The 15,841-nt window shown below is 57.4% G+C and carries 11 protein-coding genes; 1 reads left to right on the top strand and 10 read right to left on the bottom strand.

Going from position 1 to position 15,841, the window contains the following annotated elements:
• From VFQ24_01990 to VFQ24_01975, 4 genes are all read right to left on the bottom strand, one after another.
• The coding region (locus VFQ24_01990) for a vitamin B12-dependent ribonucleotide reductase (GenBank protein HET9177109.1) at positions 1-1,119 on the bottom strand (1,119 nt) is incomplete at its 3' end.
• A 485-nt stretch (positions 1,120-1,604) separates the two neighbouring features.
• Entirely contained in the window at positions 1,605-2,114 is a 510-nt protein-coding gene (locus tag VFQ24_01985; GenBank protein ID HET9177108.1) for a CarD family transcriptional regulator, read from the bottom strand.
• Between the two features lie 248 nt (positions 2,115-2,362).
• Positions 2,363-3,502 (bottom strand): thioredoxin domain-containing protein, encoded by a 1,140-nt coding sequence (locus tag VFQ24_01980; GenBank protein HET9177107.1) that lies wholly within the window; start codon positions 3,500-3,502, stop codon positions 2,363-2,365.
• 668 nt (positions 3,503-4,170) lie between these two features.
• Entirely contained in the window at positions 4,171-6,834 is a 2,664-nt protein-coding gene (locus tag VFQ24_01975) for a carboxypeptidase regulatory-like domain-containing protein (protein HET9177106.1), read from the bottom strand.
• 76 nt (positions 6,835-6,910) lie between these two features.
• On the opposite strand from VFQ24_01975, the gene VFQ24_01970 reads away from it, so the two are divergent.
• Positions 6,911-7,129 carry a hypothetical protein gene (locus VFQ24_01970; protein HET9177105.1) on the top strand — a complete coding sequence of 73 codons (219 nt, stop codon included), beginning with the start codon at positions 6,911-6,913 and terminating at the stop codon, positions 7,127-7,129.
• A gap of 129 nt (positions 7,130-7,258) precedes the next feature.
• Here the strand turns inward: VFQ24_01970 and VFQ24_01965 are convergent, their stop codons facing one another.
• The 6 genes from VFQ24_01965 to VFQ24_01940 all read right to left on the bottom strand — a co-directional run bounded on the left by VFQ24_01965 (position 7,259) and on the right by VFQ24_01940 (position 15,746).
• Positions 7,259-10,348 (bottom strand): CusA/CzcA family heavy metal efflux RND transporter, encoded by a 3,090-nt coding sequence (locus VFQ24_01965; GenBank protein ID HET9177104.1) that lies wholly within the window; start codon positions 10,346-10,348, stop codon positions 7,259-7,261.
• 54 nt (positions 10,349-10,402) lie between these two features.
• Entirely contained in the window at positions 10,403-11,590 is a 1,188-nt protein-coding gene (locus VFQ24_01960) for an efflux RND transporter periplasmic adaptor subunit (protein ID HET9177103.1), read from the bottom strand.
• Entirely contained in the window at positions 11,587-12,846 is a 1,260-nt protein-coding gene (locus tag VFQ24_01955; protein HET9177102.1) for a TolC family protein, read from the bottom strand. The genes VFQ24_01960 and VFQ24_01955 overlap by 4 nt, the downstream gene beginning before the upstream one ends.
• A 147-nt stretch (positions 12,847-12,993) precedes the next feature.
• Positions 12,994-13,344: a hypothetical protein gene (locus VFQ24_01950; GenBank protein HET9177101.1), complete on the bottom strand. Its 351-nt coding sequence runs from the start codon at positions 13,342-13,344 to the stop codon at positions 12,994-12,996.
• Positions 13,345-13,724: 380 nt separating this feature from the next.
• On the bottom strand, positions 13,725-14,744 hold the full coding sequence (lpxD, locus tag VFQ24_01945) for a UDP-3-O-(3-hydroxymyristoyl)glucosamine N-acyltransferase (GenBank protein ID HET9177100.1): 1,020 nt from the start codon (positions 14,742-14,744) through the stop codon (positions 13,725-13,727).
• A 66-nt stretch (positions 14,745-14,810) separates the two neighbouring features.
• Entirely contained in the window at positions 14,811-15,746 is a 936-nt protein-coding gene (locus VFQ24_01940) for a lysophospholipid acyltransferase family protein (protein ID HET9177099.1), read from the bottom strand.
• Positions 15,747-15,841 lie beyond the last annotated feature (95 nt).

The following is a 15,841-nucleotide window of genomic DNA, read 5'->3' as shown; positions in this document are numbered from 1 at the left end:
AAACTGCATGCCCGGGTCGCCACACTGCCAGGCGGATTCCGCAAGCTTGCGCATCAGATCGCGCGCCCGATAGGAAGCGATGGGTTCGCGAGTGGTAACGCGGCGGGTCACCCAATCCTTGTCTTCGACCACCGCATCCATAAAATCATCCGTAACGCGGACACTGTTGTTGGCGTTCTGGAAAAAGATGGAACTGTAGGCCTCGCCGTCAATCGCCGGATCATAGCCCGCATCCACCAGCGTCCAGGCCTTCCGTTCCTCTTTGGCTTTGCATTCGATGAAGTCCACGATGTCAGGGTGATCAACATTCAGGATCACCATCTTGGCCGCCCGGCGCGTCTTGCCACCGGACTTGATGACTCCCGCGAAAGCGTCGTACCCTTTCATAAAAGAGAGAGGTCCCGAGGCCACGCCGCCGCCCGATAGCGTCTCAACTGAGGACCGGAGTGGCGAGAGGTTCGTTCCCGTTCCCGAACCCCATTTGAAGAGCATCCCTTCGGTCTTGGCAAGTGTCAGGATGCTGTCGAGGTTGTCCTGGACGGAGTTTATGAAGCAGGCAGACACCTGGGGATGACGGTAGGCCTCGGATTCTTTTCTCACGCCGCCGGTGGCTTCGTCCCAGTACCAGCTATTGCCCCTGGAACTGCGGTGATATTTGTGCCACAGCCCGCAGTTGAACCACACCGGCGAGTTGAACGCCGCCTTCTGGCGGACCAAAATATGGGTCAATTCGTCGTGGAACGCCTCGGCGTCGGCTTCGGTCAGGAAATAACCTCCCTCGGCGCCCCACTGCGCAATGGTGTCCGCTACGCGGCTTACCAACTGGCGAACGCTCGTTTCCCGGTCTGGCGTTCCCGGCTTGCCATGAAAGTATTTCGAAGCCACGATGTTCGTGGCGGTCATCGACCAGTCGCTGGGAACTTCGACGTTCCGCTGCTCGAAAATCGTCTCACCCTTCTCGTTCTGGATGGATGCCGTCCGAATTTCCCAGTCGATTTCGTCAAACGGGTGAATACCTTCCTTGGCAAAAAGCCGCTTCACCCTGATTCCAGTCTGGCTGGGCACTTTTGAGGTTGTCGAACGTTGAGCTTCCATCGAAGTAGTATCACGATCTGGCATGCTTGACCCCCCTACGATCTATTCGATAAATGTCAATTATTTAGTCCAGGCCAGCCGGCGGGTGCCAACCCAAGCCTTAGCAAGGGTGAGGAGAACCGGACGTTACGGATCACTGAAGTCCTGTCGTCACAAACTCTGATTTCTGCCATTAGCAACACCGCGTTTGACCACCTTAAAAGGACGCTTTGCGGAATCTAACGCTCAGGCAGGGGCTGTGTCAAGGAAAAACTACAAAAGGTAGGGGATTTTTAACGTTCGACTACAATATCTTGTGCAACCGCCCTGCCGGGTAAAGTCCCTATGGCTCTGAAAAAACTTGCTCTTTCACGTAAACATTCCTCACTTTTTATGATACGCCCGGCGGATTCCGTAGGCAAGGAAACCTTCCACCCGCATCCATTTGGGAGCGAGGGTCTTCCGTCCACCTCATGGAGAGGCCCCTTTTCGGTGTAGGTAGATTAAGAATTGAAGGCGGCAAAGCTAATTCAACTTGGAAGCTGGAGCTTCAAGTTCGACCGGGTGAAAGCCTGGACCAGTTCTGCTTCAATCGTATCTCGTGCTGTACTCCGGGCAACTGCAATTTCATCCACCAGCAGTTGCCAGGCTCGGTCAAACATTTTCTTCTCTCGGAATGAAAGGGATTTACCCTGGCTCAAAACAAGCAGGCTTTTGAAGACTTCCGCCACCTGCTGCAATGAACCGCTCCGCATCTTCTCGGAATTTTCCTTGAAGCGCCCCTTCCAGTCCTGCTGGGTTTTGCACTGGCCCTTGCGAAGGAACTCGAGGATGGAGTTGACATCCTTCCCACGCACAACCTTCCTCAAGCCCACGTTGCCCACGTTGCTGATCGGCACCATGACTCGAAGGCTGCTGGAGTTTAACTTTAAGAGGTAGAACATTTCGGGCTGGCCGGTCAGGTTTCGCGTTGATATCTGTTCGATAATCCCTACTCCCTGATTGGGATAGACTACTTTTTCGCCTATTTGAAATGCCATATCAAGATGACCTCGTTTTGCTGCAGGTGTGCAACTATTCAGCTTAGTTCCTGCTACAGGCAAAGTCAAGAATTGGATTCGTTCGGCTTCGGTTTACTTCGGATTTTGGTGGTGGCCATCTGCCAGGCATCCTTCCTGATTCTGCAAACATCGCTCAACCGCCTGGGCCAGGGAAGTTGTGGTTCTCGAACTTCACTCGGACTGAGAGATGGAGGACCGTGGCTGTTACGTCCACGTTCAACTGCCAGCTATCTGGAGGCGCTGAGGTCCTTGTCGATCAGCGCGTAGATGCGGTCGGCGGAAAGTCCCACCACCGGTGTGCCGTTGATAAACAGCGTGGGTGTACTCATGATTCCCAGTTTGCGCCCTTCCTGCATGTCAGCCTCGACGCGGGGCAGCGATGCCTTGGAATCCATGCAGACCGACAGCTTAAGCTGGTTGAGGCCGGCCCGCTGGCCGAAATCCAGCAGCAATTGGCGGACGTTGGCGGCGTTGATCATCCCCTGGCTCTCAAAAATGATGGAGCGATAACGGAAGTAGTTCCCAGGGTCCAATTGATATCCACACTCATTGGCAATGGCAGCCTGCAACGCCCAATCATGGATGGTGACCAGCGGAAACTCCTTGAACACGATCCTGATTTTGTCACCGTATTTCGGGATCAACTGGGTCTCAATGAACTTGTGCATCTCCGCGCAGGTGGGGCATTCCAGGTCCGCAAACTCCACAATCGTCACCGGGGCCTCGGCGGGTCCCACCGTGGGCTGGTTTCGCAGGCTGATAGTATTCTCGACTTCCGTTCGCGGATCGGAACTCAGGTTAAACACGCTTCCGATTACAGCGTAACGCCCGTCCTTCGTCATAAAAGCTGGCGTGGCGGATTTCTTTTCGCCATTCTGGCCGTAAATTGTGGTCTCGTAAAAATCCGCGAAATCGGAGTCATGGAAGGGCGCAACGCTCAGCTTGACCTCGGCAGGGACCTTAAATGTGGTCCGCACATAATTAACAATTTTCTGGTTGGTTGCGGAGGCGTTCGCGGAAAGATTGCGCTGCACCGTGGGCGACGCCACCATCACATTCCCGATCACCAGGTAACGCTCGTCTTTGGTAATCAGGGCGGGCTGGGCCTTTTTGCTCTTTCCGTCGTCGACCGAAATGACGGTCTTGTAAAAATCGGTGTACTCGGAGTCCTGGAAGGGCGATACGCTCAGCTTGACAGCGTCGGGTATCCCGAACTTCTCCCGGACATATTGAATGATCTTCTGGTTTGTAGCCGGGTTTGTTGCCGCAGCGGCGGGCCTGACCGTCCACAGAAAAATCAGTGCAAGAGATAGAACAAGAATCAAACCCACCCCAGCCATTGCCGCTTTCGAATGCCTTTTAACCAAGCTCCCGGACTCCTTTCATCAGTGAAAAACGCTTCGCTCGATTGTCTGATTCTAACCGCGACAACAGCGAAAAATCAATTTGAACGGGACATCGGAGCGATTCACTTTGATTTTTGATACGGGCATTTCGCCCGTGAAGAAACAGGGCCGTGTGGAGTCGGACACTTCGGCACGGCACCTGACGGAGCGTACGGAACCACAGAATGCTAGCCCTTCAGGACAGGCAGAAGGCCCGGCTCTGTAGCCGATGCTGGATTTTTGGTCTGGCATTTAGTTTCAGCAATATGGCCCGGTTCGTTTTCCGGTTCGTTCCGGTTTGTTTTTTCCACAGGAACGTGTTTTCAACGACTTCTCCGCTTTGTTTTCCGGTTTGTTCCGGTTTGTTTTTGGGTACCGATCATTTGTTTTCAATAACTTCTCAGGTTCGTTTTTCAAAATAACATCTTTTTGCTGTCCCATTTGTCCCATAAAGCCAGAAGACTAGCCTTTTTGATGCGCCGTCTGACGGTTGAGCGGTCCGCCCGGCGCGCCTCACCCCAGCCCTAGAAGCAAGGCTACCACACTAGGCCAGATTTGTCAAGCAAAATCGCGCGGGCCACTCAAACGCAGCCACTGACGGTGCGACAACGCGAGCGACGCAGTTGCTTCCTCCCCGGCCGGGAGCGCCTTCAAAAGTTAAACCCCAGTTCCGCCTGCCAGGTGCGTGGGGTAACAAAATGGGTTCCGCTGAAGGTTGAAAGGAAGTTGTACAACGCAACTTTGTTGGTCAAGTTGATCGCTGTTAGTTTCAGGGTGACTCTCGGATGCTCGGTGTGAAAGAGATCGTCAAAGCCAATTCCCAGGTCAAAAAGATTGCGAGGAGCGATTCTGGGTGGATTCGTATCGTCATTTTCCGTGCCGGGCGCAGGTATGACGACTCGCGTCGCGCCCCAGTGCGGATAGGGCAGGCTGCACGACGTAATGGGATTGTTCAGAGTAGCCATTTCGCTTCCGCAGAAGAAACCAATTGCGGCCTGTTGATCTCCATCGAGAGCCAGGGCAGAGGCCAGGTCCGGTACGGAGCCGTTGACCAGTCCGCTTTGGTACTGCCACGTGAGACCTACCCACGGGCGCCGTTCAGCAAATTGCTGGAACTGATACTGGATGTGCGTTGTTTGCTGAAATGCCTGATCATGATCAATACGAAACACCGCTACATTGAGCGGAGAGTTAAAGATCAAGCCGCCCACCTCCGGCCCGAAAAAGCGCGAGCGTGCATGGCCCAAAACCGAGTATGCCGAGAAGCCGCGCCAATTTGTCATGTTCACCCGCACGGAAGCGCCGTCGATTTTCGACTTCCGCCACTGGATGGGAAAGGCAATGGGCGAACTGAAAAGGGTGTCAAAGTCAAAGTCATCCTGAGTATATTTCCAGAAGTACCCGGCGCTGACGACCAGGTGCCGGCCAATCGCCTGCTCAATTCCGGCATTAAACTGGTTACGTCGTCCGGGCATAAGGGGCGATTCCCCAAAACCGCCAACGCCATTGCTCGCCAGGCCGCCGGTTCCGGTGGCGCTGGATAGCAGCAGGTTTTCGTAGTAAGGGGTGTCAAACAATCGGGCGTAGCCCACGCGAATCACCGTATTCGTAGGTTGGACGCTGTAAGAAATGGCAACGCGGGGTTCAAGGGCGCTGGCATCACTCAGGCCCCGGTAGACATCTTCGCGCAGTCCACCGTCCACTCTCCACTGGCCCAAGGTCACGCTGTCCTGCGCGTAAAGGCTTACTTCCTTGATGTTCGCATGGTCGTGGAAGTCAAAAAGATTGCCCGTGCGCGTCAGGTCATAAGGAACCAGTCCCGGCGCCAGCGAGGGATTCGCCACATATCCACCGCCTGCGCAGTTGTCGGGATTGGTGAGCGTTGGGTCAAGCACCGGGCTGCCATCCGGCATGAGACATACCGCATTGAACGTCGGGTCGGTGATTCCGAGGCCAAAGTTTTCAGTAACCGGCGATGAAATGAATTGCATCCCTGCTTTGAGCGTGTGTATCCCGCGAGTATAGGTAAGGTCAGCAGTAAATCCTGCGTGTTCAAGCCACCGATCCTGATTCACCGTGGCCGGCAAATCTGAAAACGGATCACGGCTGGGGAAATACTCAACGTGAGTAATCCGCAGAAACGGCTGGAAGGCAAATAATGTGTTCGCGCTGAACAGGTGCGTCCACTCAGGCGAGAGATTCAGGGATTTGATCTGCTCGCGCTGGTCCTGTCCCGCCGCGAGCTGATCATAGGTATTCGGAATCTGGAACCAGGAGCGTCCCACCGAAAAATCAACATGAGCTGTATTATTGGCGTTCGGCTGCCAATCCAATCGATCGAAGAAACTCTCATCATTACCCTTGTCGTGGAAAGCAGTGAACTCCGGCGAGTCGAGAAATCGGCTGGAAGCGTCGCCATTGATCGAGAAGAAGTTCCCCCATTTGCTGCCGCCTGTCCCTAGAGCGAAACTTTCCGACCACGACCCGAAGGACCCGTACTGGCTGGTAAAGTTGCCATGCGTCTTCTGGCCAAGGCCCGACTTCATGGTGGTATTGATGATCAGGCTGGTCATGTCACCGTATTGCGCCGGCGGCGTGCCTGAAATGACTTCCATCGATTGCACGGCATTGAGCGGAACCTGGTTTGCGAAGATCTTGCTCTGCTGATCGCTGACCGGTTGGCCATCGATGGAGATGGTGGTGTCGGCGTGCTCGCCCAAAGGATGGAAAAAGCCGTTGGCGTCCGCGACCACTCCAGGCGTGGCATTCGTAATCACCTGGCTCAGACCAATCGAAGGGCTCTGGATGGGCAGGTTTGAAATGAGGCTCTGATCAACGTCTGTGTGTGCGACGGGAGTCTTCTCGATCAGGTCGCCCGCCTCGGTCGTGACAGTTACGCTGGTTGCCACAGTTGCAATCTGCATGGCGATTTTCAATTTGACAGGGATGCCTGAGTGAACGTCCACATCCTGCACCGTTGGTTGAAACCCTTTTTGCGTGACCGTCAGGTGGTAGGGATTAAACGGAACGTTCGAAAATGTGAATTCCCCGGAACTATTGGTGGCCGTTGACTGCACATACCCTGAAACAGGATTTTGAATCTCGACTATGGCGCCCGCCACAACCTCGCCGGCCGGGTCAACCACAGTCCCCTGGATGCTTCCGGAAGTGCCCAGAGCCTGGGCCAGCGCGGTCCTTGCCGGTAAAATCAAACCGCAAGCGATCAACGCAGCAGCCAGCAACAGCAATCCTGAAAAGAAAGTACCCCTGAAACCAACATTCGCGGATGCACCGCGGCGAAGATTCGTGCGCATACATTCCTCCTCGATTGATTTTTTCGGCTGAGACTTGTGTCACGGATCAGCCGCGAGGAGGATCTCGACCGGAGGGATGAAGAATGAAAACTACCGGAATGCCGGAAGGGCTGACGGGCAGCACAGCAGCCACCGCATGCAGCGACAAAACTCCAAGGTTTTCGACGGCAGGTTGAACGGCTCCCTGCCGCACGATTCGGCAAACCGGGCAGAAGGGCTGGGGAGCCTCGGGCGGGTGGGGCCTGGTCCAAGCGGCACTTACATTCGCCGCGTCTTTCAAAATGTGCGGACTTAGCAAGCGCTGGTGCAAGTCCAGGTGGAAAAATACATTCAACTGCACCAGGACAGCCATCCAGGCGACCATGAGTCGCGCAGAACGGCACCCACGAAAAACCGACGAACTTTTGAGACCGAGATTCACAATCTAGACCTGCAGGACGTCCCCGTCTTTCGCCACCAGGCTATAGAGGATGGGATTAACGAAAAAGCCCAGCAGCAGCGGAGAGATCAACCCGCCCACGATAACGATAGCAAACGGCCGTTGCGTGTCAGAACCAATTCCGTGGGAAAGCGCGGCCGGCAGCAGCCCCAAGCAGGCTACCAGGGCCGTCATCATGATCGGGCGCAGCCGAAGCAAGGCAGCCTGTCGGGTGGCCTCGCGGATATCCTTCCCTTCCAAGCGGAGCTTGTTGATGTAGGAATAGAGGACCACCGCCATCTCCGTCGACACTCCCATAAGGACCAGCAACCCCAGGACCGATGAAACACTGAAGGGGGTGTTGGTCAACTTCAGCGCCAGCAGGGCCCCGACAGGTTCCGTAACCACCACGCCGATCGCAATGGCTACGGGAAACTTGAAGTTCCCGTAAAGGGCAAAGAGGATCAGGAAAATCAGCAGGACGGTCAGCGGAACGATCACGTCCAACTGCTTTTTGGCGGCTAGATACTCGCTGTACTCACCACCCCAGGCAACGCGATACCCCTGGGGCAATGTGTCCACAATCGGCGCAATGGCACGCTGGCCTGCGGCGACCGCGCCGGCCAGGTCCCGCCCCTCGACGCTGTACTGGATACCGACGTAACGAAAATTATTCTCCCGATAGATGAAGGATGCGCCATTGCCGACGCTGATGTCCGCCAGGTCTTTCAGCGGCACCTGCTGGCCGTCCGGCGTGCCAACCAGCAAGTTGCCGATGGAGCCGGGACCAGAGCGAAACTGCGGTTCCATGCGAACGACCAAATCAAACAGCTTTTCGCCCTGGATTACTTGCGTGGTGGGCTGGCCGCCAACCGCCGCCCCAATCACCGCCTCAACGTCGGACACGTTGACGCCGTAGCGGGCAATCTTCTGCCGGTCAATATGAATCAGAAGGCTTGGCTGGCCCAACTCGCGCACCACGACCAGGTCCGCAAAGCCCGGAACCTTTTCGAGCGTGGTTTTGATTTTCAGCGCCGTAGCCTGCAAAACCTGGAGGTCGGGGCCATAAATCTTGACGGCAAGAGCGCTCTTGAGCCCCGTCAGGGCTTCGTCCACAGCATCTTCGGCAGGCTGCGTGTAGTTGAAGATGATGCCCGGAAAAGTCGTGAGCTTGCCGTCGATGGACTTGATGAGGTCCTCCTTGTCCCGGATCTGTCCCGTTTTCCAGGCGCTGTCGTTGTAAGGCCTCAGGCCAACATAAAACTCGCAGTTAAAGAACCCTGTCGCATCAGTGCCGTCATCGGGGCGGCCCAGCTCAGAGCCGACCTCGGTTACCTGAGGATAGGACATGAGGATTTTGCGGACCCTGGGCGCAACCTCGGCGGCCTCCTGCCAGGAGATGGTGTATGGCATAGTTGCCCGGACCCACAAGGCGCCTTCATCGAGGTGCGGCATAAATTCACCGCCAATCAGCGGCGCCAGCAGCATTACGGCGCAGAAGATCGCGAGGGCAATGGCCATGGTCAGGGCGCGATGGTCGAGCGCCCAGTCCAGTTGACGGCCATAGACGCGCTTGACCCATTCGTAAGGCCGGTTCACCTTTTCCCTGACACCCGACTTAAACCAGTATGAAATCAGGACCGGCACCAGGGTGAGAGAAAGCAGGAGCGCGCCTACGAGGGCATATGACATGGTGTCGGCCATGGGGTGAAAGAGCCGGCCGGCAGCTCCGCCTAGCGCGTAGATGGGAAGATAACCCGCAATAATCACGGCGACCGAGTAAAAAACCGGACGGTCCACATCGCGCGCCGCGTAAAGAATCGCTTCCTTCAGGTCATATTCCTGGCCCTCGCGCAAGCCCAGCTCACGATAAATGTTCTCCATCATGACGACAGTTCCGTCAATGAGGATGCCGAAATCGATTGCCCCGATGGAGAGCAAATTGGCGGACACGCCTTCCAGATGAAGAAAGATAAAGGAGAACAACAGGCAGAGCGGAATGGTCAAGGCGGTAATCACCGCAGCGCGGACGCTCACCAGGAAAAAGATCAGGACAATGAGGACCAGGACCATGCCGCGCAGCAGGTTGTTTTCCACCGTTGAGGTCGTCAGGTCAACCAGGCCGCTGCGGTCGTAAAATGTGTGGATCTTGACGTCTTTGGGCAGGACCTGGCTGTTCAGGTATTTCGTTTCCTGCTCGATGCGCTGGAGCACGTATTGCGTCTGCTCGCCGGTGCGCATCATGATGACGCCTTCCACGGCATCGTCGTTGTCCATAAAACCAAATTCACCCAGGCGAGGCGCGTGGCCAACTGCCACCTTGCCCACGTCGCCGATATAAACAGGCGCGCCCTGGTGGCTGGCTACGACGATGTTTTGAATGTCCTTCGTGTCGCGAACCAGTCCGAGGCCCCTGACGTAAAAGAACTGCCCGCCCTGCGAATAGAAGCCCCCGCCGCTGTTGGCGTTGTTGGCAGAAAGGGCCTGCATTACCTGCGGGACCGTGATGTGATAGCTGTAAAGCTGCGACGGATCCAGCAGCACCTGGTACTGCATGGTTGTTCCACCGAAGCCGGAATCATCGGCTACGCCGGGGATCGAGCGATAGGCGTGATTGAGAATCCAGTCCTGGATCGTCTTCAGCTCCTGGGGGGTGCGGTCAGGGCTCTGAACGACGTACCGGTAAATCAGGTCGCTGGGGCTCGAAAGCGGAGCCAGCGTGGGCGTCACTCCGCTGGGCAATTCCGCCCCTGCCAGACGCTCATAGACGAGCTGCCGGCAAAAATAGTCATCAGTGCCGAACCGGAATGACAGGACGACGTCGGATAGTCCGTAAAGCGAGGTGGAACGCATGGCGTCGAGATTGGGCATGCCGTTCATCTCAATTTCGACGGGAACGGTGATCTGGCGCTCCACTTCCTCGGCGGCATGTCCGGGCCATTGAGTGATGATATCGACAAGGGGAGGCGAAAGGTCAGGGTACGCGTCAATGGGCATCCGCTCGAACGACAGAACGCCCCCAACAATCAGAAAGCCTACAAGAACAATAATGAAGAACCGCTGATGCAGAGCGAAATGAACGATGCGATGGATCATAATATTTTCAGTCCCGGGGTCAGGCAGCCCGGCTATGCGGCGGCGCGCCCTCCTTCATCCCGTGAGCGATCTGGCAAATTGCAGAAACAGGCTGCCGTTTCCGGCCACTTTGTCACCTTCCTTGAGTCCGCTGAGGATCTGGGTCTCGCCGCCCTCACTGCGGCCGATGGTGACCAGGCGCTGCGAAAACTGATTGCTCCCCGAGAGAACATACACAAACGGTTCGTTCACGTCGTTCCTGAGCACGGCATCGTCTGGAACGGTCAGCGCCTTTGTGTTGCCAGACTGCACGATGGCCGTCACATACATGTCCTTCTTGAGCATTCCGTGCGGATTGTTCGTCACAATGCGCACCTTGAGGGTACGCGTGTCCGGATCAAGGGCCGGAGCGACGTAGGAAATCTTTCCATGGAACGTTGTCGGGAAGGCATTGGTCTCGATCGTCACACGATCACCGATGTGGATGTAAGAGAGGTCATTCTGGTAGACGCTCGCCAGCACCCATACCGTCCTCATATCCGAAATGGTGAACACCTGCGTGGCGCCGGCCTGGAGCACCTGCCCTGGCTGCACCATCCTCTCGACCACGTCGCCGGCGATGGGCGCCAGCACCTGAACTCTGGAGGTTGCCGGAGCCCCGCCAAGCTGGCTGGGATCGCGGATGCCCAGCACCTGCAAAGCCTGCTCGGAGGCCTGCAGATCAGCCATGGCCTGATTGCGGGCGGATTGCGCCTGGAGCAAGTCAGCCTGTGCGACAGCGTGGTGAGCGTAAAGGTCCTGGTCGCGCTCCAGATTGCTCTGGGCAAGCAGGTAGGCGTCATGGGCCTTGAGGTAGGTTGATCGCAACTGGGCGAAATCGGGGCTGCTGACGTATAGCATAGGCTGTCCGGCCCGGACCGTCTGGCCGGGAAATACAAGGACCTGGGTAACCGGTCCGCTGACTTGGGTAATCACCGGCGTCGTCTTGAAAGCGTTATAAGCGACGGAACCGGGCAGCCGGAGGACCACCGGAAAGCTCCGCAGCACGGCGGTGACGACCTGCACGTGCTTCATCTGCTCATCGGGCACGCTGAACAGTTCCGCCTTGGCGGCCCCGGAAGAACCGTAGGCGGTGGTCTGGGCAGCCGTCGGCCCGGAGTCCTTATGCCCGCAGGCCGGAAGGATGAGAAAAGACGCGATCACGGCGGCCAGGAGCGCCCGCCGCAATCTCCGGGTGGCCCGGTTGTTCATTTTCGAGTTCATGGCTGTGGCCTCTCGCCGACCGCTTCGTGCAATTGCTCGACGGCCAGCATGTGTGCCGCCACGGTCCCGCGGTAAGTCAGCTCAGTCGAACGATAGCTGCGCTCCGCGTCGAGAAAATCCAGCAGGCTGGCGGCGCCCCGCTGATAGGCATACCGGCTGATATCCAGAGACTCCTTGGAATCTTTCAAGTAACCCGATTGATAAAGTTGAATGATGCCTTCACCGGTTTTCACCGCGTCATAGGCAGTGGCGACATCGGTCATCACGGCTTGCTGGGTGGCGTTCTTGGTCTCTTCGGACTGTGTAATGGCCGCGTGCGTGCGTGCAATTTCGCCCTGGTTGCGGTCGAAAAGCGGGATCTCCATGCCGACAGAGAAACTCGCGTCATTGGCAGCCGCAACGTGGCTGTAGCCCGAGGTAAGAGTCAGGTCGCGCTTTCCGTTGGCCCTGGCCAGCATGTAGCTGCTCTTCGCAGCAACCACCGCCTGATTGGCTGCCCGCAGGTCCGGGCGCAGGTCGAGGGCTTTCGCCTGGAAATCTTCGACGCTGCCCTGGATGGGCGTGTAGTCCAGGTCTCCGGCGACATCATAATCATGAGGGACCGACTCATACCCCAGTAGATCGCGCAGAGAATCCAGCGCCTGCTGACGCTCCAGTTTCGCCGAGGAAACATCCTCTTGAAACTGCAGCCTCTGGAGCCTGATCTTGAGCAGGTCGCCCTCGCTGATGGCCCCCTTCTGGTACCGTTCCTGGCTCACGCCCAGCGTCTGTTGAAAGCTCGCCAGGTTCTGCTGCGCAAACGAAAGCGAGGATTCAGCAAGCAGGACGTTGATGAACTGTTGCGCTACATTGAAGGCGAGGGCGCGCTCGTTGTCCTGCACCTGCGATTGCACAACGGCCGTGTTGTCGTGGGCGTTCTGCATGCGCCACTTGCGTTTGCGCCCTCTCTCAAATGTGTAAGAGAACAAAAGGTCAAATTCGCTGGCATTGTTGATGTAGTCTCCGTTCATCTGGCTGGGAGTGAATAGAGGCAGGAAGAAGTCGTTCCAGGTGAGCACAGGGTTTGGCTTCAGGGAAGCCGTCAATTCATTGGCCTTGCTTTGCGTTACCTGCGTCCTGGCTGCCTGCAGCGCGTGGTTGTGCGCAAGCGCCAGTTGGATGGCCTGCTGAAGATCAACCTTTGCGGTTGGCGGCTGCTGGCCGCTTGCGACGACGGCGCACCCGCCAGCGAAAAACAGGCAAGCCGTCAAATGCACGATCCAAATATGATGTATTCCACGCTGGGAACGAAAACGTAAGTGAGTCATCTTTAATGTCCATTCGCAGAAATACACGAAATTCGGGTTTCGTAGTGAACAAGGGCTTCTCGAACCCGTAGGAAAGCCAGACCTGGGGAAATTGGATCAGGCGAGAGGAGGGGCGCGCCCATGCCAGGGAGGCGTCTGGGTGGAAAGCACAACCGCGGCAAATCGCGGCGCAAGGAAAGGCGCAAGCGAAGAACGATGGGGAGCGGGGCTGCCAAGCGAAGGACGAACCGCACTGTGGCGGAGGATCTGGCAGGCTGTGCAGAAGCCGTGCTCGGCGCCGGCCGGCAGGGATGGCTTCTCCGTCTGGCCCAGGGTTGTTCTCGCCTGGGAAAATTCCAGCGCAATTTCGCGCAGCACATGATGGTGCAGTACGAGCACCATCAGCAGGTGGAGTTGCATCACGGCCAGCAGCCAGATCGTTGCCCTGCGCCACCGTCGGTTTTTCAATATCCTATGCACAACGTTCGGTGCGGACCTTATCGGGTGTTGCGACTCGCGCGGATTCGCTTCGGGACATGAGACCTCTTACCCGACCGCGAGCCAGGTCCGCGGGCTTCGAGGTCAGATGGCAGAAGTTACATGGATGCTGATCTCAGCCCTCTGGTTGCAGAAAGGCCGAAAACCAGCGCTTCAAAATCCACCGGCACACAGCGTCCTGCACGGTCTCGAGTCATCAGCGTGCCAACCCGAGAACAAACCCCCACAATACAACACGAGAACCATATGTCAAGCCTTATGTGAAAAAATCCGCCCCAAGCTGATTAAATGGAACAGTTAGGAAGGCCCTGGGCGGGCAGACCTTCTTCAGAGCCTGAGATTACAAGAGTTCACTTCTTTTTTCGAGGGAGCCCGGCCGAAAGCTCCTTGACCTTCTGCGCCAGCGCGGGCAGGCGGCTGAGGTGCGCGTACATCTTTTTGAACTCGCTCAGGGGGCGTGCGGGCGTGCCCCACATCACGCTGCCTTTTCGCACCGCCTTGCCGGTCGGGATGCCGGCCTGCGCTCCAATCACCGCGCCATCTTCAATTCGGACATGGTCCGCCACGCCAACTTGTCCCGCCAGAGTCACGAAATCGCCAATCTCCGCGCTTCCGGAAATTCCAGTCTGCGCGGCAATTACCGAGTGGCGGCCGATTCTGACGTTGTGCGCAATCTGCACGAGGTTGTCGATTTTGGTGCCCTCGCCGATCCGCGTCGTTCCCAGCGACCCGCGGTCTATCGTCGTGTTGGAGCCGATCTCGACATCGTTCTCGACCACCAATCCGCCAAGCTGCGGAAACTTGTGCTGACGGCCCTCGGCGAACAGGTAACCGAACCCGTCCGATCCGAGGACGACCCCTGCATGGAGAACGACGCGGTCGCCCACTTGCACCCCCGGATAGATGCTCACCCTTGGATGGAGCACGCATCGCGCACCCAGCGACGCTCCTTCGCCCAGATAAACTCCCGAGCTGAGATTCGTTCCGCCACCCACTTTAGCGCCTGATTCGATTACGCAATAAGGCCCGACATAGACTCCAGGCGCCAGGTGCGCATCGGCTGCAATCACCGCGGTCGGATGGATCCCAGCCTCTCGAAGGCGCGGAGGGTGGAGCGACTCGGCGGCGCGAATAAAGGCCAGTCGAGGATTTGCCGCGGTTATGATGATCCGGCCAGGAACGGAAATTCCTTCGGGCACAAGCATGCACCCGGCGCGAGAATCCGCTGCGCGCCGCAATGCGGCCTCGCCGTCGGCGAAGGCCAAATCGCGCTCCGTCGCGGCATCCAGGGCGGCTACGCCGGTGATGTCCTTTTCTTTGTCGCCTTTCGCTTCCCCGCCCACAAGGCGCGCAATTTCCCTGACCTTCATTTCGCCTCCCGGATTTAAGCCCCGCGGCGCCGGAACTCTCCTGCCCCTTTCGTTCCGCAGCTTTGATCAGAAAGGGTAGAGTGGCGGCTCGCCGGACGGCCGCGTCTTCCATCTCCGGTGTACCCAGAGCCACTGTTCCGGGTACCGGCGGATGTAATCCTCGATGCGCCGCGTAAAATTCGCCGTATTCGTCTCGATTTCCTTTTCAGGGTCCTCGCACTTGATCCAGTCAACGCGATCAAATCGCAGCCGGTACTTCTTCAGTTTTGAATCCCAGATGACCAGCCCCAGAACGACGGGCGCGCCAGTCCGTCGCGCCAAGCGCGCCGGCCCCGTGGTGGTGGAAGCCGGCAGCCCGAAGAAGTCCACGAAGCTGCCTTCAACTGGCAGCATGTTCTGGTCCATCAGGATGCCCACCGCTTCGTTCCGCTCAAAGGCGCGCAGCGTCTGGCGCGCGAATTCCCTTTTTTCGATGGCGTGCCCGCCGCTGGCGCACCGGTAGCGGTTGATAAGTTCGTCCATCAGTGGATTGTCCATCTCCCGCACCACGAAATGGCAGGGATAACCATAAATCCCGTGCGCGAAGGACCCGAGCTCCCAGTTCCCGAAGTGCGCAGTCAGGAAGATGATTCCCCTGCCCTTTTTCCGGGCTTCATCGTAATTTTCGAATCCGTCGTAGATCACCAGCCGCTCGATGTTCTCTCTGTTCAAGCGCGGAAAGTGCGCAAAGTCCGCCAGCATGCGGCCAAGGTTGAGGAATTCCGCGTAAAGCACCTTCCGCCGCCCCTTGTCAGTCCAGTCCGGAAAAGCAATGCGCAGATTGAACATACCCACGCGGCGAAGGCGAGGCCAGAAAGCATAGCTCAAGGCAGCCAGCACTGCGCATACGCCTCGCGCGGGCCGCAGCGGCAGCCGTCCAAGCAGCCCCAGAATGGCGCGGGCAGCAAGATGTTCAATGCGATGGCGTAACAATGGCTTTTGGGATGAGAGATCTCGCTTCAACAAACTCCTCAAGGCCGGAGTTTTCCAGGGAGCCGGCCCAGGCGCCAAACGCGCTGCCGCCATGGGCCTACTGCCGGAACGCGCTCCGCGAAGAG

It is taken from the genome of Terriglobia bacterium, assembly GCA_035712365.1.
Lineage (GTDB): Bacteria > Acidobacteriota > Terriglobia > UBA7540 > UBA7540 > SCRD01.
Note: the sequence above shows the minus strand (reverse complement) of the source record. Positions and strands in the feature narration are given on the sequence as shown.

Coding starts and splice junctions, on each gene's coding strand:
- VFQ24_01960 (HET9177103.1), bottom strand. CDS start 11,590: ATGAACTCGAAAATGAACAACCGGGCCACCCGGAGATTGCGGCGGGCG.
- VFQ24_01985 (HET9177108.1), bottom strand. CDS start 2,114: ATGGCATTTCAAATAGGCGAAAAAGTAGTCTATCCCAATCAGGGAGTA.
- lpxD (HET9177100.1), bottom strand. CDS start 14,744: ATGAAGGTCAGGGAAATTGCGCGCCTTGTGGGCGGGGAAGCGAAAGGC.
- VFQ24_01975 (HET9177106.1), bottom strand. CDS start 6,834: ATGCGCACGAATCTTCGCCGCGGTGCATCCGCGAATGTTGGTTTCAGG.
- VFQ24_01965 (HET9177104.1), bottom strand. CDS start 10,348: ATGATCCATCGCATCGTTCATTTCGCTCTGCATCAGCGGTTCTTCATT.
- VFQ24_01970 (HET9177105.1), top strand. CDS start 6,911: ATGAAGAATGAAAACTACCGGAATGCCGGAAGGGCTGACGGGCAGCAC.